The sequence below is a fragment of the Moorena sp. SIO2C4 genome, assembly GCF_010672485.1.
GTDB classification, from domain to species: Bacteria; Cyanobacteriota; Cyanobacteriia; order Cyanobacteriales; family Coleofasciculaceae; genus Moorena; species Moorena producens.
The window spans coordinates 14,561-34,341 of record NZ_JAAHGN010000002.1; the positions used below are offsets into that span (position 1 = coordinate 14,561).

Below are 19,781 nucleotides of genomic sequence, written 5' to 3' on the forward strand. Positions count from 1 at the left end.
AAATTCGCACTGAAACAAGTCGGTAACACCATCCCTATTAGTAACATTATTTTATTACCATCCACCATGATTCAATTATCACCAAAACTACTAACCTTTGATGAATTTCTTGAATGGCTGCCAGAGACTAGGCGCTACGAATTACATGATGGAAAGATCGTAGAGATGCAACCCACAGGAAAGCATGAAGATATTACAGGATTTCTTACCCAAGAATTGACCCTGGAATACACAAAAATGCAGCTACCCTATCGCATTCCTCAAAAAGCATTGGTCAAACCAAAGGACAAGGAGACTGGCTATAATCCAGACTTGCTACTCATTGATCGTTCCCATCTGGCATCTGAGCCTTTATGGCAGAAAAAATCAACGGTGATTCATGGAGAATCCATCCCTCTAATTATCGAGGTTGTCAGCACCAATTGGCGCGACGATTATGGCTACAAGCTCATTGACTACGAAGCGATGGGCATTCGTGAATATTGGATTGTGGATTATCTAGGTGTGGGTGGAGTGCGCTTTATTGGTCATCCCAAACAACCGACTCTCTCTCTCTATCAGCTTGTGGATGGGGAATACCAAGTACAGCAGTTGAGGGGAAGCGAGGTGATTGAGTCACCTACATTCCCAGAACTCAAGTTAACTGCCGAACAGATTTTTCAGGCTCAAAGGTGAGGATTAACTAGTGCGTACTAAGATCAGGTTTTGTATCCGAACCCAAACCCAAACACGCACCCTAATAAAATCTTGATTTTATTCCCAATTACCGCCGAGTTAAACAACCTTTTCTTACTAATGTAACCCATCATATTCAACAAGAAACATGAAAGAACAACTCGAACAACGCCTAACCCAACTCAAAGCCGAATTTGAATCAGGACAAAAAGTCCTCGCCGATTTAGAAGCCAAACAAGCAAATGTCCGTGAAACCTTACTCCGCATCCAAGTAGAATGAACCCATGAATATTGTCTATCAACGACAAGGCGTTGAATTTGAGTGGGATAGCAATAAAGCCCAGAGTAACCTGGAAAAACATGGTATTAGCTTTGAGGAAGCGACAGAAGCTTTTTTTGATCCCTTTTACCAAGAGGGAGAAGCAACTCCCAATAATATAGCCAATGGTGAGCAACGTGAGTTTATTCTGGGCTATTCTTTAGAACAACGCCTTTTGTTAGTTGTCTATGTGGAAAGAGGAAGGCGAAACCGGATAATTTCCGCTCGTCAAGCTACTCGAAATGAAAGGAAACTCTATGAACAAGCCTGAAGAAGAATTTACCATTAAACTGCACCCCCGTCCTCAAGAAAAAGTATCCCTGGATATTCCAACGGATACCTTAGCATCCCTCAAAAAAGTAGCTGCTAGTCGAGATATGTCTTGTGAGGCATTACTAAAACTGTATATTGGACAAGGGCTAAGAGAGGATTTAGCCAAATCATTTTCTAACCGCGTACTAGAAGCAACAGCACAGGTTTTAGCCAAGCATATTGACTCAGAAGCAGAAATATCGGATATCCTACAAGAAATTCGCACTGAAACAAGCCGTTAAGTAAGAGCGATCGCCGCTCTTGTAGGGTGCGTTAGCGGTAGCGTAACGCACCATCTACAAATTTCAACCGAACCTCCTTACCAAAGCAACGGTGCGATCAACGCTATAATATACTAATCCCAGGTTTTGTATCCCAACCCAAACCCAAACACGCCCCCTAATAAAATCAAGATTTTATTCCCAATTACCGCCGAGTTAAACAACCTATTATTACTATTGTAACCCATCATATTCAACAAGGAACATGAAAGAACAACTCGAACAACGCCTAACCCAACTCAAAGCCGAATTTGAATCAGGACAAAAAGTACTCGCCGATTTAGAAGCCAAACAAGCCAATGTCCGTGAAACCTTACTCCGGATCCAAGGAGCAATTCAGGTATTAGAAGAAGAGTTAACTAAACATAATGGTGCTGCATCTGAACCAGACAATTTGCAAGGATTAGAAACCGAGGCTTTAGCAACACACCTTCAGAACAAGGATTAAATGCTTTAGGATCAGGGATGAAGAGATTTTAGAGATTTCTGTGAGCGAAACCGTCTACATTGAAACCAGTATAATAGGAGTTGCCCACTATTTGTACACCTTATGAATTAATGGGAGAATAAAAATGTGGAGAGATGAAATTCTAGAAGAGATCTACAGAATTCGAGAGGAACACGCTAGAAGTTTCAATTACGATTTGAAAGCCATCTGTGATGACTTACGGAAGCGACAAACGGCAAGCAACAGAAAAATTATTTCCAAACCCCTTAGACGACCGGATTTACCTTTAATGTCCCAAGAAGGCTCACGCTCTATCCGATAGGAAAGCATAGTGCGTACGCCGATATTGTAGATCTTGTAGGGTGCGTTAGCGGTAGCGTAACGCACCATCTACAAATTTAAACGGAACCTCCTTACCAAAGTGCGTACACCGATCTTGTAGGGTGGGTTAGCGGTAGCGTAACGCACCATCTACAAATTTAAACCGAACCTCCTTAGCAAAAATAATGAGGTAATTACCATGACTCTTAAAGAATTAAAAACTCAACTCTTAGCCTTAACCCCTACTGAACAAGCTGAAGCAATGGAAATACTAACCAAAGTTATTAACAATAGTTCTTCGAGAATTACCAAAACCCCTGGGGTATGTGGTGGGGATGCTTGTATTGAACATACTCGTATTCCTGTGTGGCTGTTAGTCAGTTTACGCGATCAGGGTTCAACTGATGCTGAATTACTGGCATTTTATCCTCAACTTCGTGCTGTTGATTTAGTTAATGCTTGGGCTTATGCTAAGGCATATCCAGAAGAAATTGAAACAGCTATTCGAGAGGAAAAAAAAGCAATGGAGTCTACAATATAATCTATGGCACGTCTTTATGCCGACGAACAATTTCCCTTACCAGTTGTGCAAGTTCTCCGAGATTTCGGTCATAATGTGTTAACCGTTCAAGAAGCCGAAAAAGCTGGGGATTCTGATGCAGAAGTTTTAGCTTTTGCCGTAAACAACAACAGAGCAATTTTAACTCAAAATCGTCGTCATTTCATTAGACTTCATCTTGAACAACCAAACCATAATGGCATTATCGTATGTACGGACGATCGAGATATAAAAAGTCTAGCTCAACGTATCAATCAAGCAATTTCTAAAGAAGAATCCTTGACCAATAAATTAATTCGAGTAAACCGTCCACAGCAATAAATTACAAATAACTTAACATGACTGAAAACCTTACCATCTCCAACGCCCCCCCAGAACATCCTGGCATGAATTTCGCCTTATTGCGACAAGAAGGTATCAAGCACATCGAACGCCTAGGGGGGAAACTGTGGACAGACTACAATACCCACGATCCTGGTATTACTATCCTAGAACAACTCTGCTATGCCATCACGGACTTGAGCTACCGCCTTGACTTCGAGATGAAAGACTTGCTTGCACCTGCTCCTGGAGATGTAGAAATAAACAACAAGCAGTTTTTCACCGCCAGAGAAATCCTCACCGTTAATCCCCTCACTATTAATGATTATCGCAAACTTCTAATCGACATTGATGGTGTGAAAAATGCATGGGTTAAACCAATTAAGAATTCAGAACCACCAATTTATTACGATTCGCTTCTTCATACCTTAACTTTTGAAGCTTCTAAACGCACTCAGCAAGTAAACTTAAATGGACTTTATCGGGTACTAATCGAAAAAGACAAAAATGTCTCTGACGAAGCGAGTCTCATAGAAAAAGTAAAATCTAAACTTAATCAGCATCGGAATCTGTGTGAAGATTTTGCTTCAGTCGAAATCTTACCCATTGAAGAAATCACCATCAAAGCCGATATCGAGATTGAAGAAGGATTTGATGTGAATGAATTAATGGCACAGATATATTTGGGCTTAGATAACTTTATTTCTCCTCACCTAGAATTTTTCACTGTCAAAGAACTACTGGATCAAGGCAAAACTCCTGAAGCAATCTTTGATGGTGTTCCCCTGGAACATGGCTTCATTGACAACGAACAACTTGATAGTTTTATCAAGAAAGACCAACTGCACACCTCTGACCTAATTCGGATTATTTTAGATATTCCAGGGATAAAAACTGTTAGAAGCATTACTATTTCAAGCGACAAGTCATCAGAATCAGAAGAATGGGCGTTAGCATTAGAGCCTAATCTAACACCCCAACTCAAAGATATAGATGGCTTGACAAGTAACATTACCTTTTATAAAGGACAAATTTCGTGCAATCTGAACCTGGCTAAAGCTAAAAGTCATCTGGAATCCTTACAACAGCAAAACACCAAAACACCATCAATAAAACAAACAAAAGATATCCCCATCCCAGTGGGACAATACCGGGAATTATCTGACTATGAATCAATCCAAAACGATTTTCCTGCTACTTACGGTATTGGAGAAATAGGTTTACCAGCTTCCGCATCTCCCAAACGCAAGGCTCAAGCCAAACAACTGCAAGCTTATTTAATGTTTTTTGATAAACTTTTAGCTGACTATTTTGCTCAATTAGACCATGCTAAAGATTTATTCTCTTTTCAAACTAAGAACAAGACAACCTACTTTTCCCAGGATCTTTCTAACCTCCCAGGTGCGGCAGAAGTCCTAAATCCAGAGTCCAATTCACCAACAGATAAATGGAATGAAACTGATTTAGCAAGAAGAAACCGTTTTCTGGATCATTTAATGGCACAGTTTTGTGAAAAGTTCACAGATTATTCCTTACTTTTATATGATTCAATCCTGGAAGAAGAACTGATTGATGATAAAATTAGTTTCTTACAAAATTATCCCCAAATTAGCGCTGGGAGGGGTAAAGCCTTTAATTACACTGATTCCAGTCAGGTTTGGGATACAGAAAACGTATCGGGACTAAAACAAAGAATTTGTAGTTTACTAGGAATTCCTTACCATCGAAAAACTTTGGCTCTCTGCAATGAATTGGATGAAACCGAAGGATTCCATATAGTCGAACATATTTNGGACTTTGAGTATGGCTCCCCCCTTTTTTAAGGGGGGCTGGGGGGGATCATAATCTTGCGGAAAACTTTGAAAACACGCCCTAGGGCTGAGACATCAGGGTTGACTAACAGAAACTTGCAGGAAGAAATACTCAAAGGTAATGCCTGAAGGCTCAGTAAAAATCTTGTTAATTGAGGACAACCTGGCAGAAGCCAGATTGTTACAAGAGTTTTTGAAAGAAGCTCAGTTCAGGCACTTTAGTCTAGTTCATGTCAAGCGGTTGCGGGATGCACTCCAGGAAATCGCTGAGGCTAGAGCAATCTCAATTCCCTACGATGTGATCTTATTAGATCTGACTCTACCGGACAGCCACGGACTAGCATCCCTCGGACCCTTGATGAAGCAAGCGCCTAGTTTACCGATTGTAGTGCTAACCAATACCAATGATGATGAATTAGCGATTGAAGCAGTTCGTCAAGGAGCACAAGATTATCTAGTCAAGCGGCAAGTCAAGGCAAAAATGCTGGTTCGTTCCTTGCGCTATGCTATTGAACGTAAGCAGGCAGCAGTTGCATTACGACAAGAAAATCAAGCCCTAGAAAGTCAGGTTCAGGAACAAACCGCTGAGTTGGTTAGAGCCAAAGAAGTCAACCAGCGCAAAGCTGAATTTGTTTCCATGCTCTCTCACGACTTTCGTAATCCCTTAAATACAATCCTCCTTTGTTCTGGATTGCTCCAAGACAAAGAGGAACAATTACCTCAAGAAAAAAAACTGGTTCATTTGCGGCTAATTCGCTCGGCCATCAAAAACATGGCCCAGTTGTTGGATGAGGTTTCATTAATCAGTAAAGCTGATTCCGGTAGACTCCTGTGTCAACCTACTCGGTTGGATTTGAAACGGTTTTGTCACCAATTAGTGGAAGAGTTACAAATCAGTACCAACAACAACCATCAGCTAGTTTTTACCAGTCAAGGGGAATTGAGGGAAGCCCTATGGGATGAACGATTGCTGCGACACATTTTTAGCAATTTGCTCACCAACGCTATTAAGTACTCACCCACAGGGGGAACAGTTCAGTTTGAACTGATTGCTCAGACAGAATGTGTTATCTTCCGGATTCAAGACCAGGGGATGGGCATTCCTCCAGAAGACCAACAGCAACTGTTTCAGCCTTTCCATCGTGCTAGCAATGTTGGCACAATTCCTGGTAGTGGCTTAGGACTAGCTATTGTTCAACAGTGTGTGGAAGCTCATGGTGGTGAGATTTCTCTCAAGAGTCAGTTGGGAGATGGTACTACATTTACCGTTAGTTTACCGTTAATCATGTTGACACTCCCCGGCCTATAAGGACGGGGATTCTTCGCTCAAGCGAAACATTCGCCTGGCAATTTCGGAAGCAATTTGTTGACCTAGCCGTTGAGTTTCCTGCTTTAACAAAAGTTCCAGCATCTTCGGTACCGATTCTAGGTCAAACCTAGAGGATTCAATAATCATAGCCCCAATCTTTTCCATCCGCTCCAGGTTAGGAGACTCTAATTTTCCAGTTACATTAACCGCCAAGCCCACCGATGCAGTTATCTGGCCAAGAGTCTTGTATGAGAGATTCTCTAAACTGGTAACCATCTCTTCAACCAGAGCATTACGCAATATACTCCCTTGCTCGGAGTAGAGAAATTCTAAACCCTGGTGTAAGAGCGCACTAATATCAAACTTCCTACTGGTGCGCACCTGACCTAATAACTCCTCCAAAACATGCCATTGAATTTCATCATCCTGATAGACAATCTCCTGTAAACAAGTCCTTAATTCAGGGGATGAATCCGTTAACAGCCGTTGAGCAACATAGGGATACGTTTGATTGAAGGGCTGAAAATTAGGATTGAGCTTAATTGCTATCCCTTCTAAGGTAGCGGCACTGCGGAAAATCAGGAGGTAGTAAGTGGGTAATTTAAATGGATATTTATAAAGTAACGGGGATAGCTTCCGAATAATACGATTAAAGCCGAATGTTGACACAGTAGCTTCCATCACCCCACCAAAAATATCAGTGAGTTCAGGAATCAGCGAGGTCACATCTGTCTCCGGTGGCAAAAAGTCGAGTTTCTTATAGTCTTGTGCTAAACCTTCAAAATCACCAGTAATCATATGGACAACGGATTCGAGTAACCGATACCGATAAGACGGTTCTACTGAGCTCATCATGCCAAAGTCAAGATAAGCCAATTTCCCATCAGGGGTAGCCAATAAATTGCCAGGGTGAGGGTCAGCATGGAAGTAACCTTCTTCTAAAAGTTGCCGCAAGCAACACTGAAATCCCACATCAATCAGGGTATTCGGGTCTAATCCCTGGGCTTTAATGGTTTCTAGTTCCGTCAATTTAGTCCCAGTGATCCACTCCATGGTTAACACCCGCCGCCCCGAGTATTGCCAGTATATACGTGGTACAGCGATATTATTAATGTCACCGTAAAGTTGGGCAAATCTTTCCGCATTGCGACCTTCCTGGGTATAGTCCATTTCTTCAAACAAGCAAATAGCTAGTTCGTCGATAAGTGCTACTAGGTCGCTGTGAACAAAGGATATTGATTCTTGCGCCCATGCTGCTATTTTCCGCAGGATATAGATATCTAGGGAAATACACTCTACCAGACCAGGGCGTTGCACCTTTACTGCTACCATTTCACCAGTTTTGAGTGTCCCTTTGTACACTTGTCCTAGGGAAGCAGCAGCTACGGGTTTGTCGCTCAGTGAGCCATAGATGTTGTTATAGTTATCCCCTAATTCTTCTTGAATTAACTGATAGGCAATGTGATTAGGGAAAGGAGGTAATTGGTCTTGTAATTTAGTGAGTTCCTCTAAATAAATAGGAGGAACAATATCCGGACGACAGGAAAGGATTTGTCCCAATTTAATGAAGGTTGGACCAAGTTCAGTCAGCTTTTCGCGAAATTCCCAGGCTCGTTGAGGCTGATTTTGGGTAAGGCTACCGGTGACGAAATCCCACGCTAGCCTGATGCTAAAGGTAATCAGTGCCCCTACTAAAGCTATCCTGCGCCCCCAGACTAGCCGAGAACGCTGGCGGTAGTAGTCAGAAATGGTTCTTGGCTCGTACTGCAAGGTTAGTATTTTAAGATTTGTTAAATAATTACAAGAAAATTATCTCTTGAACTTTGCGGTTGGTCAAGGGGTCGGGAGTAGGGAGTAGGGAGTAGGGAGTAGGGAGTAGGGAGTCGGGTGTCGGGTGTCGGGTGTCGGGTGTCGGGTGTCGGGTGTCGGGTGTCGGGTGTCGTCAAGAGCGGGAAATATTGATGGATGCCGTGCCAGTGTTGAGTTTCCCTAGACTGGTCTAAAAAAAGCGATCGCACTATGCCAAGTCAAGCCTGACATGTAAGCGATCGCATGTATCTTGAGTCTAGTGAACTAGTTATTTTTATACTGTTGTTAATCAAGAAGGGAAAATTGAAAATTTTCAATGGTCAATTGCCAAAGGGATTTACGCGAATCTGTTAAGACTCTGACGCCAGCGGCTACCCAGCCATAACAACCCACCGATAGCAAGTAATCCTCCAGTAGTAGAAGATTCTGGCACTTTCTCGACTTTAATACGTGCTATCTGGTAGCCATCCACTGTGAAGTCACCTTGAGCAAATGTCTCAGTTGATAAAATCGGTCCACCTGGGATAAAACCTGGATGCAGGGTGACAACTCCGTTTTCTGGTGTACCGGTATCAGGAATAGTTTGACCGAAGAAGGCAGTAGTCGTCTGCTGCTCGTCGTTAACTTCCGTACCTGCATCCAGAACTTGAGAACCGAGAACGGTAAAGTCAGCTCCAGTGAAATTACCTTCTTCATCAAAAATCTCAAAAGCCAAGGGGTTGCCATTAGCAATGAAAGCATCATTACTGGGAAGAATCATTGCTGCGTAGCTGAAGTAACGGCTAGTAGAATCTACAGTAAATGTGGCTTGGGCAATATCCCCAGAAGCAACTGGACCATTTGGACCAGGAATTACCCCATCAACTGAACCCGCACCACTAGCAAAAAACTCTTGACTAAGCACTGCTGCATTGCCATCCTCTGCAATCCGCTCAAGTCCTGGTGAAGCTGCCTCACCCCGATCATAAATATCAAACAAACCATTATGAAAACCAACCCAGACTGGAGTCAATAACGTGCCGTTTTCCGGTGCCAGGCTTTCAATTGTCACCTTAAGGGTGGCTGCTGTTGCCCTAGATGCCATGGCTAGTGTAGAGGTTACCGTAACCATGGTCACGATTTTGAGTGATTTAATAATTGAATGCTTCATGGTGATTCTGATCAATGAGATCAATATGGTAGATTTGTCAATGAGTGTGTTGCTCAACTATCTATACAGCTACATCATTATCCGTAGAGTGTAAGTATTCAGCTATCAGCTAATGCGCTACGCGCACGCTACGCGAACAGCTAAAGGCCTTGGCCGTTGGCCACGCTACGCGAATGGCCACGCTACGCGAACAGCTATTAGATGCTTTAACTGCTCGGGGTTGGATGAGTAAAACAAGCAGGGATTTTCAAGCAGCCGTATCAGCAGCCCCAGCTTGTTTACTACCGACCGTTGATTAGCTGACGACTGACGGCTGATAGCTGAATGCTTACCGTAGAGTTAATCAGCTAAGTGTTCAAAACTTAGTGTTCAAAACTGATTTTGCTGGCACCGTATCAAGTGGTTAATCCTAGGTTAGTAGCTTGACTAGAATTATTGGTTTCTTGGTTTAATTGTTGCTGAATAGAGGCTGAAAATTTGCTGATAATTTACTGATAATTTTCCGCCTCTCTCAGCCTTGTCTCATGACGTGATATTATCTAGGGTTGACTACTTATGCTGGAAGGGTGTTCGTTAATTTAATTAAAATTAACCATTTAAAATTAACCATTTACAATGGTTAATTAACACATTACAGGTGACATATCACACTTACGTTGAAGATTTCTGTAGCGGTCGTGGTTCATCTTGAGCAACGACAATTAAATAGTCACCATTCTCAAGTTTATAATCTGTCGGTGGATTGGAGATAACATCTCCTTCAATTCCTTTTTGTACTGCTAGGACAATACTTTGATAGGCTTGCTTCATATACGTAAATACTTCCATAAAGGAACTACCCACCCGAGATTCAGGTATCGCAATTTTATAAAGCTTGTTGCCACTTTGAGTACTTAATATTTCAGAGACAACTTTGGTAATTCCATGGTTAAGAGCAGCTTGGGAAATGAGCATGCTACTTAACTCACTGCTAACGATTATTTCGTCAACCTTAGCCCGCTGACAGGATTTAACATGAGTTTCATCTACCAGCTCCACAACTGTGTAAGCGTTGGGATTAATACTTTCTACTGTCAGGGTAGATAGTATAACTTTGGCGTCGCGAGCTGTTTCATCTATGCTGTCATCCCCTAAAATTATAACAGTTCTAGCCTGGATCAAGTTGGCTCGATTCAAGGTTTCATCACATACGTTGCCCTTAATAAAAAACAAATTATTGTCTTCGATAGGCTTCCGGTCTATATTGGCAATTAAAATAATTTTATCATCTTGAGTTTTAGGAAACTTTCGCAACTCATTTATAATAAATTGTGCTCTAGAATTCCATTCGGAAATAATCAAGTGATTGTTAAATTTATAAGACCCCATACCTAGATCATTTTTAATTTTTTGATCGACAAAAATACCAGCGAGGGTAGCGGTGAAGATGGCTAAGAATCCAATCCCCACAAACATATCGAGAATAGCAATAAAGCGACCACCAACTGTGACAGGTGTGATATCACCATAGCCAACAGTTGTTAGGGTGACGATGCTCCACCAGAAAGCATCTGCTTTTGAGATATCTGGTTCCAGCCATGATATAGTGATGGTGTTAATAGTAATAATTATAATAATAATAATCATTACTTTATCAAGGTTTTCACTGCGCAAAAAATTCCAGAATTTTCGATTCCATAGTAAGATCATTTGACTTAGAGGTAATGGTTAGATCATGTCGGTTTAAGTAACTATAATATCCCTTCACGGGGATCTATTCTCGGGTAATGGCTAAGCTGCGGGTGCATCTAATTTATAGATTGAATCGGCAAGGGTGCAGGGGGGCTCAGGAGCTCGGGAGTGGGGTTTGGAGTGTTTCAAGTTTACTGAAAACTATACAAAAACTATACAATTTCAATCTGCGATCGCTCAAGCTGAAAGCTAGAGGGCGTTCGGCAAAGGTCTGAATGCTTAGGTTTAACATTACTATAGGAACGGATAGCGCTACTATTGTTAAGGAGTTTAAAGCCGCTGTCGGTCATGCCAAAATCCTCTAACCCCAACCACACCCAAGACCACACCCCTAACTCTGCTCAAAACACCATTCGGATTCGGGGGGCTAGACAGCATAACCTGAAAAATATTGATCTGGAACTGCCACGCGATCGCATTATTGTCTTTACTGGTGTTTCCGGTTCCGGCAAATCCTCCCTGGCATTCGACACTATCTTTGCGGAAGGACAACGCCGTTATGTAGAATCCCTTAGTGCCTATGCTCGTCAATTCCTGGGACAACTGGATAAACCGGATGTGGATGCCATCGAAGGCTTAAGCCCCGCTATCTCCATTGACCAGAAATCTACATCCCATAACCCCCGTTCCACCGTTGGTACAGTTACAGAGATTTACGATTACCTGCGATTACTGTTTGGAAGGGCTGGTGAACCCTATTGTCCCCGATGCGATCGCAATATTGCTCCCCAGACCATCGACCAGATGTGCGATCGCATTATGGAACTCCCTGACCGGACTCGCTTCCATATCCTGGCTCCCGTTATCCGAGGCAAAAAAGGCACTCACAAGAAACTATTATCCAGCTTAGCCACCGAAGGATTTGTGCGAGTCAGAGTCGATGGTGAAACCTTTGACCTCTCCGATACCATCGAATTGGATAAAAATTATACCCACAACATTGAAGTGGTGGTTGACCGTCTCATCAAAAAGCCTAGTATTCAAGAACGGATTACCGATTCCCTTGCTACTTGCCTAAAACGTTCTACTGGAATTGCAGTTATCCAAGTTTTAGATAATACATCAGCACAGCCAGCAGAGGTCAAATCTGATCATAATTATAAACGTACGGCTCGCAAAAAGGGTAGTTCATCTGACCAAGACCTTCCCCAAGAAATCGTCTTTTCAGAAAACTTTGCTTGCCCAGAACATGGGGCAGTAATGGAAGAATTATCTCCCCGATTATTTTCCTTTAACTCCCCCTACGGCGCTTGTCCATTTTGTCACGGTATCGGTAATTTACAAACCTTTTCTCCAGAACTAGTAGTACCTGACCCTACTCAACCCTTATATAGTGCTATTGCCCCCTGGTCAGAAAAAGACAACACCTACTACATCTCCCTACTCTATAGCGTAGGACAAGCCTATGGTTTTGAAATCCAAACTCCCTGGAATCAGCTAACCTCTGAACAACAAGACATCCTGCTCTACGGCACCGACGAAAAAATCTACATTCAAAATAATTCTGCTTATGGCAAAGAAAAAGGGTACTACAAGCGCTATGCTGGCATTATCCCGATCCTCGAAAAACAGTACAAAGACACTAGCTCTGAAGCATCAAAACACAAACTAGAGCAGTATTTAATTTATCAACCCTGTCCAGAGTGTCATGGTAAACGGCTCAAACCAGAAGCACTATCGGTGCGGTTAGGACAATATCATATTGATGATTTAACTAGTGTCTCAATTCGCCAATGTCGTCAACGGATTGATAACTTACAACTCTCCCCCCGCCAAGCTCAAATTGGTGACCTTGCCCTCAAAGAAATTAAAGCCCGATTACAATTTCTGCTTGATGTAGGATTAGATTATCTTACCCTTGACCGTCCAGCCATGACCCTTTCTGGTGGAGAAGCTCAACGGATTCGCCTAGCGACTCAGATTGGAGCAGGCTTGACTGGAGTTTTGTATGTATTAGATGAACCGAGTATTGGATTGCACCAAAGAGATAATGGACGGTTACTCACTACCCTGATCAAATTGCGAGATTTGGGGAATACCTTGATTGTTGTAGAACATGATGAAGAAACCATTCGCACTGCCGATCATATTGTCGATATTGGTCCGAAAGCTGGAATTCATGGGGGAGAAATTGTTGCTCAAGGGGATTTAGAAACTATAATAAAAAGTGAAAATTCCCTGACGGGAGCGTATTTATCAAAACGCCAAGTAATTGAAACTCCTAGTCAACGTCGAGAGGGAAATGGTCGTTCATTTGTGATTAAAAATGCTCATCGTAACAATCTCAAACACATTGAAGTAGAGATACCACTAGGGAAATTAGTCAGCATTACAGGTGTATCTGGTTCTGGTAAATCTACGTTAGTAAACGAATTACTTTACCCAGCATTACAACATCATCTGACTCGTAAAGTACCCTTTCCCAAACAATTGGATCAAGTTGAGGGACTCAACGCTATTAATAAAGCAATCGTAATCGATCAATCTCCCATTGGTCGCACTCCTCGGTCTAATACTGCTACCTATACAGGAGTATTTGATACCATTCGAGAGGTATTTTCTAAAACTATTGAAGCTAAAGCTAGAGGTTACAAGCCAGGCCAATTTTCATTTAATGTCAAAGGAGGACGTTGCGAAGCTTGTTCGGGACAGGGGGTGAATATCATTGAGATGAACTTTTTGCCCGATGTCTATGTACAATGCGATGTTTGTAAGGGAGCGAGATATAATAGAGAAACGTTGCAAGTGAAGTATAAAGGATATTCCATTGCTGATATTTTAAATATGCCAGTGGAAGAAGCGTTGGAGGTATTTAAGAATATTCCAAGAGCAGCATCTCGGTTACAAACCTTAGTAGATGTGGGGTTAGGATATATTCACTTAGGGCAACCAGCACCGACATTATCTGGTGGAGAAGCACAGCGGGTGAAGTTGGCAACAGAATTGTCACGTCGGGCAACGGGAAAGACATTGTATTTAATCGATGAACCGACAACAGGATTGTCATTTTATGATGTTCATCACTTGTTAAATGTATTGCAGCGGTTGGTAGATAAAGGAAATTCTGTTTTGGTGATTGAACACAATTTAGATGTGATTCGCTGTGCTGATTGGGTAATAGACTTAGGACCAGAAGGTGGGGATAAAGGGGGAGAAGTAATTGCCTCTGGAACACCAGAGGAGGTAGCAGAGCATCCTAATTCCTATACAGGGCAGTATTTGAAGGAGGTTTTGCAGGAGTACCCGCGACAGGAAGGACTGCTAAGTGCTTAGTGCTTAGTGGGTCAGTTATAGGGCATGTTTCAGGGATGGCTTTTCTGATGCGATCGCTATTTGAGTTTCCATCCTAGTTGAGGATGATGCTAGAGGGAAGAGATTGAGATGGCAAGGCGAGACATATACCACAATACGGTTAAGCGTGCCTTACAAAAGGATGGCTGGACAATTACCCATGATCCATTTCCCCTACAGATAGGCCACAAACGCTTATCTGCTGATCTTGGTGCGGAACGTCTAATTAGTGCTGAAAAAGGAATACAAAAAATTGTTGTTGAAGTCAAGAGTTTTGTAGGAAAGTCTGATGTAAAAGATTTAGAGCAGGCTTTAGGGCAGTATATCCTGTATCGTCAAGTCCTGGATGAAATGGGTGTAGAGCGCTGTCTTTATCTTGCCGTTTCTAGACTGACCTTTAAAAACGTGTTTACCATAGAATTGGGAAAGGTATTGCTAAGGAACCAAATTATTAAATTAATTGTTTTTGATCACGATAGTGAAACGCTGATTCAATGGATACCAGATTAAACTACCAAGACATCATCAAAAAAGTATTAATGGAACACGCTGAGTATCGTGCTTCCCTACCTGACAGCTATGACTCTAAAGTGCTTTTCGATGATCAGCGAGGACACTATTTAGTATTAGACATAGGTTGGAATGATGACCAGTACCTACACGCTACACCCATTCACCTAGATTTAATTGGTGACAAAATCTGGATTCAATACGATGATACGGAAGAGGGGATTGCTACCGATTTACTGGAAGCAGGTATTCCCGCAAACGATATTGTACTTGGTTTCCGCCATCCTCAAGTAAGACAATATACAGGTTTTGCAGTAGGCTAAAGGTGGAATGCAGAATGTAGAATGCAGAATGTAGAATGAGGTAAAATTCCAAAATATAAATTCTAATATTCTAAATTCTAAATTCTAAATTCCCTAATCCCTAATCCCTAATGACTGTCTATCTAGGCATCGATTTCGGAACTTCTGGCGCACGGGCAGTAGTGATCGACTCTGTTGGTACTATCTTTGCCGAGACTCAATATCCCTTTCCAATCCAAGCTATCACCATCGATACCGCAACACACTGGGAGAAGGTATTATTTTCCCTGATTGAGCAAATTCCCCAGTCAATCAAGGGTGAAATTAATGCGATCGCAATTAATGGCACCTCCGCAACAGTTTTGTTATGCGATCGCATCGGTCAACCTGTAGATGCACCCATCCTTTACAACGATCCACGAGGAGTAGCTGTGATGGAACAACTTAGAACCATTGCTCCTCCCAACCATGTCGTTTTAAGTGCTACCTCCAGCCTTGCCAAACTTCTCTGGTGGTATGACTGTACAGATCTGATCAGCAAAAGCTCTGCTGAAACTAATCCCCTATACTTCCTCCATCAAGCGGACTGGTTAGCCTTTCTATTGCATGGAAAACTAGGCATAAGTGATTATCACAATGCCTTAAAGCTCGGTTATAATCCTGAAAATCTTTGCTATCCTGACTGGCTCAAACAGCTACCGGTGTCACCCATGCTACCCAACGTCTTGGCTCCCGGTACACCAGTAGGAGTTGTAACCCCTGAGGTAGCTCACGGCTTGGGATTATCACCAGATTGTCTAGTCTGTACAGGTACCACCGATAGTATTGCCGCATTTATCGCTAGTGGTGCCAAACAACCAGGTGAAGCGGTAACCTCCCTTGGGTCTACCGTGGTATTGAAACTATTGAGTACAACTCCTCTAGAAGACGCCAAATTTGGGATTTACAGTCATCGATTGGGAAATTTATGGCTTACCGGTGGCGCATCCAACACGGGTGGAGCAGTACTACGCCACTTTTTCAGTGACAGAGAATTAGAAAGTCTCAGCTCTCAAATCGACCCGGAGCAAGAAAGTGCCTTGGATTATTATCCCTTACTTAGACCAGGCGATCGCTTTCCCATTAATGACCCTGATCTCCGGCCAAGATTGGAACCCAAACCCGATAATTCCGTGGAATTTCTCCAAGGAATGCTCGAAAGCATAGCGCGAATTGAAGCTAGGGGATATAGCTTGTTGCAACAGCTCGGAGCAAGTCCCTTAACCGGTGTCTATACTGCTGGTGGTGGTGCCAAAAATCCTACCTGGACAAGGATTCGAGAGCGTCAGCTCATGGTACCGATGTTGACATCCCTTCACACAGCGGCTGCTTATGGTACAGCACTATTAGCAAAGCAGGGATGCCTGTTAGGAGATCGGGTATAGGGTAATTGTGTCTAGGATTACTGCATGACCGAGTGACTGGGTGAGAATCTGCTGTGAATTATCAGCCCTGGATCAACCTGACCATCATCACTATCCCAGTTCGCCCTATACCCTAGAGCTCCTAAGCTCTAGATAATCCCCATGTTAGCCAATCCTAAGATAGTGCCTAGTCCTAGGATGTGACCGAAGCTGGTGGTTGCCAGTAGGGCGGGAAGACCCATGCCACCGAAGAACTCAGGCATAGGCAATGCCGGACCTGCGCTAGGATTCTGGATAGTAGCTTTTCCGAAGGCAATCGCTAGGACATTGCAGACAATCATGATGATTCCGACTGTCGGGCTCCATTCCAGGGTGTTGGGAACGGCAGATGCAGCAGCAAGCAAGATTGAGTAAGTCAATTTGTGTTCTCCTGTTTTTGATAGACTCTTACAGTGATCTCTTAAAGATTTAATCTTTTATAAAGATTTTACCAGCACGGTCTCATAATTAATTTTTTTGGAAAAGTCGATTCCGTTGCCAGTCTTGCTTTGATTACCCTTGATTAGAGAGCGAAAGCCCGTGATTACTAGACTTTTGGGCGGTGGGATTCGGTAAAATTAAATCAAGCCTTTATGTAAATAATTGTTAAGTAATCCCTGGTTGCTCAGTCAATGTTTCGGTAAATTTACATAAATTAATAAAAGCGGGATAAACCCTGGATTGATCAATCAATCCGGGTTGACCGGATTAATTCATCCTGCATGGCTGGTGATATCTTACGCCTAGCGGCGAGTATCACTAGCCATGGGGGGTTAGCTTCCTCCGCTCTTATGCCCCACACCTCAATGCTACGCCATGAGTGTTTAAAGTTACCGTAAGGATAGGGTCGCCTTTATGGTTAGTCGGTTATGCGTAAAAGGGTTAAAACTTTGCCGATTTTGGCTCCACTATCCTAAGGTTTCGTCTCCAGGGATGAATCCCGGACAGGAACTCTGATAAACAGCCTGAAAAACGTTATACTGAAAATAGTAGGGAAAACAAATTAAGAGCTAACCGCCACCTGCTAAGTAAAAAAAAGAACTTTTTTTAATTGTTCCGGTGCGGAGGGGCATCCCGTATCGTTAATAAAGCTTACCGAGTAACCGAACGCGCCCCGCGTCGGCGAAAGCCGATAGCGATGGCTGGTGTTGGTAAGAAGCCCACACTCAACCTGACAAGGTGAGTGTGGGAGTATGTCACCTGAAACTATAATTATGCTGCTGACGGACGCATTACTTTTAGATTACAAACGCTGTCGGCGTCGAGCGTTTTTGGACATTTATGGAGACCCCACAGAGCAAGACCTACCCTCAGATTTTCTGCTGAAACTGCAACAGAAAAGCCGAGACCATAAACAACAGATTCTGGCTACTGTGCCCCACCACTCACCCCGCTACCCCAGAACAGATTGGCACGCTGCTGCACAGGCCACCTTGAAACTGATGCAACAAGGGACGGAGTACATTTCTGGAGGGGTACTGTTGATGCCAACTGGTGACGGGGTGACATTGCTATGTTTTCCTGATTTGCTGGTCAAACAGCCGGGACGTTCTAATTTTGGTGATTGGATCTATGTTCCCACCACCATTAAGCTCAGCAAACGACCCAAGCCAGAGTATAAAATCCTTACTGCTTTTCGTGCTCAGCTGTTAGCAGCAGTACAAGGACATTGGCCCACCACTGGCTCATTAATTTTGCGTAACCAAAAGTGCTACACCGTGGTAATAGAACGATGGGTGCCACTGATGGAACAACTGCTATCGGAATGTATTGAGACTCTATTGCAGCGACAAGAACCAGAGGTGTTCATTTCCCGTCAGCGGTGTAGTCTTTGCTGTTGGTATCACAGTTGTTATGCGATCGCTAAATCTGTGGAGCACATTTCCCTATTGCCTGGAGTAACACCCAGCCGCTATGGGGATTTGAAGGCTTTGGGAGTAACCACAATCGAATCCTTAGCCACGTCCAAGATTAGTGAATTAGAGCCAAGTTTTGGTAGCTCAGTAGCTTTCCAGCTGGTCCAGCAAGCCCAATCTCAGGTACAAAACCGGGTGCTGATTTATCCCAAACACTACTTTAGTATACTTGAATACGAACAACTAGAGCGAGGGAATGGTAATGCCAAAATCTCGGTAGATCTCCCGAATCAAGACTCTTTACCTACAGCATCTGTTGAGCTTTATTTTGATATTGAAGCACAGCCTGATTTGCCCCTAGAGTATTTGCTAGGGGTGTTGGTGATTGATCGACGCACTGAAACTGAGACTTTCCATAACCTATTCGCAGAACATTCTTGGCAAGAAGGATTTATTTGGCTACAATTTTTAGACTTAGTTGAGCGTTATCCAGATGCCCCAATCTTCCATTTTTCAAAGTATGAAGTTGACACGGTCAAGCGCTTAGCAACCCTTTACCAAACTCCACGACAGATAGTTAGACCCCTGTTAGATCGTTTCGTGGATGTTCATCAAATAGTTATTGATACTGTCACCATGCCAGTGGAGAGTTATTCTCTTAAAAATCTGGCTAGATGCTTGGGCTTTGAGTGGCGGGATCCCGATATGACTGGCTCCCAATCTGTGTGTTTGTATGACCAGTGGTTAAAAACAGGCAATCACTCTATTCTCGAAATGATCCAGCGCTACAATGAAGATGACTGCCGCGCTACATATCACCTCAAGGAGTGGCTAGTCAACTTTTTGTCCAACACTTTGTCCAACACTTTGCCCAATACGATTAACTTTCAGAACTTAGCATGAAGTTATGCAACAATTTCTTAAGTTATTATATTTTGTAATCTAGCTGACACACACAATCTATAGCTAGATGCTAAATTAAATCTAAAGGGGGCTTTCGCCATCATTAGGATGGAGGAGAGCCCTCTAAACAATTTTTAGAGGTCTGGAATTTAGAGGTCTGGAAATTATTGAGGTCTAGAATTTCTTTTATAGCAGGTGATTAATATGCTTCCACTTTTTCTAATTCTTCTCGTAACTGCCCTAGGGAGCATCTTGATATCGTTGAGAGTCTCTCACGAAATCCCTCGCCTATTGGGAGTAGGCAGTAGCATTGTCTGTCTAATATTTGGTTTTGCTATGGCACCTTGGCCAGTACAGGTTTTGATGCTCCTATTAATTCTTAGCCTGGAACGATTTTATCCATTCAGCAGAACGGCTTCAGAGGCAATCTT

At 42.8% G+C, this 19,781-nt stretch carries 22 protein-coding genes; 16 read left to right on the forward strand and 6 right to left on the reverse strand.

Annotated features, from left to right (window positions below):
- Positions 1-66 precede the first annotated feature (66 nt).
- The 10 genes from F6K20_RS00220 to F6K20_RS00260 all read left to right on the forward strand — a co-directional run bounded on the left by F6K20_RS00220 (position 67) and on the right by F6K20_RS00260 (position 6,356).
- The gene (locus tag F6K20_RS00220) at positions 67-675 is read left to right on the forward strand and encodes a Uma2 family endonuclease (RefSeq protein WP_009149596.1); all 609 of its coding nucleotides are present in this window, start codon (positions 67-69) and stop codon (positions 673-675) included.
- A 148-nt stretch (positions 676-823) separates the two neighbouring features.
- Positions 824-955 carry a hypothetical protein gene (locus tag F6K20_RS00225; protein WP_009149594.1) on the forward strand — a complete coding sequence of 44 codons (132 nt, stop codon included), beginning with the start codon at positions 824-826 and terminating at the stop codon, positions 953-955.
- A gap of 4 nt (positions 956-959) precedes the next feature.
- A complete protein-coding gene (locus F6K20_RS00230; protein ID WP_009149592.1) occupies positions 960-1,265 on the forward strand; it encodes a BrnT family toxin in 306 nt (101 codons plus the stop codon).
- A complete protein-coding gene (locus tag F6K20_RS00235; RefSeq protein ID WP_009149590.1) occupies positions 1,252-1,548 on the forward strand; it encodes a hypothetical protein in 297 nt (98 codons plus the stop codon). The genes F6K20_RS00230 and F6K20_RS00235 overlap by 14 nt, the downstream gene beginning before the upstream one ends.
- Before the next feature lie 244 nt (positions 1,549-1,792).
- Positions 1,793-2,035: a hypothetical protein gene (locus F6K20_RS00240; RefSeq protein WP_009149589.1), complete on the forward strand. Its 243-nt coding sequence runs from the start codon at positions 1,793-1,795 to the stop codon at positions 2,033-2,035.
- Between the two features lie 124 nt (positions 2,036-2,159).
- Entirely contained in the window at positions 2,160-2,357 is a 198-nt protein-coding gene (locus tag F6K20_RS00245; protein ID WP_044494489.1) for a hypothetical protein, read from the forward strand.
- 198 nt (positions 2,358-2,555) lie between these two features.
- Entirely contained in the window at positions 2,556-2,897 is a 342-nt protein-coding gene (locus tag F6K20_RS00250; protein WP_009149587.1) for a DUF433 domain-containing protein, read from the forward strand.
- Between the two features lie 3 nt (positions 2,898-2,900).
- The gene (locus tag F6K20_RS00255; RefSeq protein WP_009149585.1) at positions 2,901-3,236 is read left to right on the forward strand and encodes a DUF5615 family PIN-like protein; all 336 of its coding nucleotides are present in this window, start codon (positions 2,901-2,903) and stop codon (positions 3,234-3,236) included.
- Positions 3,237-3,457: 221 nt separating this feature from the next.
- The gene (locus tag F6K20_RS40425; RefSeq protein WP_502708798.1) at positions 3,458-5,059 is read left to right on the forward strand and encodes a baseplate wedge protein; all 1,602 of its coding nucleotides are present in this window, start codon (positions 3,458-3,460) and stop codon (positions 5,057-5,059) included.
- A gap of 109 nt (positions 5,060-5,168) precedes the next feature.
- Positions 5,169-6,356, forward strand: a complete 1,188-nt coding sequence (locus F6K20_RS00260; protein ID WP_008177570.1) for a hybrid sensor histidine kinase/response regulator — start codon at positions 5,169-5,171, stop codon at positions 6,354-6,356.
- Here the strand turns inward: F6K20_RS00260 and F6K20_RS00265 are convergent.
- The 3 genes from F6K20_RS00265 to F6K20_RS00275 form a co-directional block, all read right to left on the reverse strand.
- Positions 6,351-8,126 (reverse strand): ABC1 kinase family protein, encoded by a 1,776-nt coding sequence (locus tag F6K20_RS00265; RefSeq protein WP_008177568.1) that lies wholly within the window; start codon positions 8,124-8,126, stop codon positions 6,351-6,353. The two genes, F6K20_RS00260 and F6K20_RS00265, sit on opposite strands and share 6 nt — an antisense overlap.
- Before the next feature lie 20 nt (positions 8,127-8,146).
- Positions 8,147-8,374, reverse strand: coding sequence for a hypothetical protein (locus tag F6K20_RS00270; RefSeq protein WP_287293310.1), 228 nt, complete (start codon positions 8,372-8,374; stop codon positions 8,147-8,149).
- 128 nt (positions 8,375-8,502) lie between these two features.
- The gene (locus tag F6K20_RS00275) at positions 8,503-9,315 is read right to left on the reverse strand and encodes a spondin domain-containing protein (protein WP_044491755.1); all 813 of its coding nucleotides are present in this window, start codon (positions 9,313-9,315) and stop codon (positions 8,503-8,505) included.
- 149 nt (positions 9,316-9,464) lie between these two features.
- Here F6K20_RS00275 and F6K20_RS00280 point away from each other — a divergent pair, with 149 nt between their 5' ends.
- Positions 9,465-9,614, forward strand: coding sequence for a hypothetical protein (locus F6K20_RS00280; RefSeq protein ID WP_165691804.1), 150 nt, complete (start codon positions 9,465-9,467; stop codon positions 9,612-9,614).
- 352 nt (positions 9,615-9,966) lie between these two features.
- Here the strand turns inward: F6K20_RS00280 and F6K20_RS00285 are convergent, their stop codons facing one another.
- A complete protein-coding gene (locus F6K20_RS00285; protein ID WP_287262790.1) occupies positions 9,967-10,968 on the reverse strand; it encodes a potassium channel family protein in 1,002 nt (333 codons plus the stop codon).
- 230 nt (positions 10,969-11,198) lie between these two features.
- Complete coding sequence (locus F6K20_RS00290; RefSeq protein ID WP_154659628.1) at positions 11,199-11,336, reverse strand: hypothetical protein; 138 nt, start codon at positions 11,334-11,336, stop codon at positions 11,199-11,201.
- On the opposite strand from F6K20_RS00290, the gene uvrA reads away from it, so the two are divergent.
- From uvrA to F6K20_RS00310, 4 genes are all read left to right on the forward strand, one after another.
- Positions 11,335-14,319, forward strand: coding sequence for an excinuclease ABC subunit UvrA (gene uvrA / locus F6K20_RS00295; protein WP_008177551.1), 2,985 nt, complete (start codon positions 11,335-11,337; stop codon positions 14,317-14,319). The two genes, F6K20_RS00290 and uvrA, sit on opposite strands and share 2 nt — an antisense overlap.
- 108 nt (positions 14,320-14,427) lie before the next feature.
- Entirely contained in the window at positions 14,428-14,847 is a 420-nt protein-coding gene (locus tag F6K20_RS00300; RefSeq protein ID WP_008177549.1) for an element excision factor XisH family protein, read from the forward strand.
- Positions 14,832-15,170, forward strand: a complete 339-nt coding sequence (locus F6K20_RS00305; protein ID WP_008177547.1) for a XisI protein — start codon at positions 14,832-14,834, stop codon at positions 15,168-15,170. Before F6K20_RS00300 ends, F6K20_RS00305 begins: the two co-directional genes overlap by 16 nt.
- Before the next feature lie 110 nt (positions 15,171-15,280).
- Positions 15,281-16,573 (forward strand): FGGY-family carbohydrate kinase, encoded by a 1,293-nt coding sequence (locus F6K20_RS00310; protein ID WP_287293312.1) that lies wholly within the window; start codon positions 15,281-15,283, stop codon positions 16,571-16,573.
- Positions 16,574-16,701: 128 nt separating this feature from the next.
- Here the strand turns inward: F6K20_RS00310 and psaK are convergent, their stop codons facing one another.
- On the reverse strand, positions 16,702-16,971 hold the full coding sequence (psaK, locus tag F6K20_RS00315) for a photosystem I reaction center subunit PsaK (RefSeq protein WP_044491752.1): 270 nt from the start codon (positions 16,969-16,971) through the stop codon (positions 16,702-16,704).
- Between the two features lie 834 nt (positions 16,972-17,805).
- On the opposite strand from psaK, the gene F6K20_RS00320 reads away from it, so the two are divergent.
- The gene (locus tag F6K20_RS00320; protein WP_287293357.1) at positions 17,806-19,350 is read left to right on the forward strand and encodes a TM0106 family RecB-like putative nuclease; all 1,545 of its coding nucleotides are present in this window, start codon (positions 17,806-17,808) and stop codon (positions 19,348-19,350) included.
- The last annotated feature ends 431 nt before the right edge of the window (positions 19,351-19,781 follow it).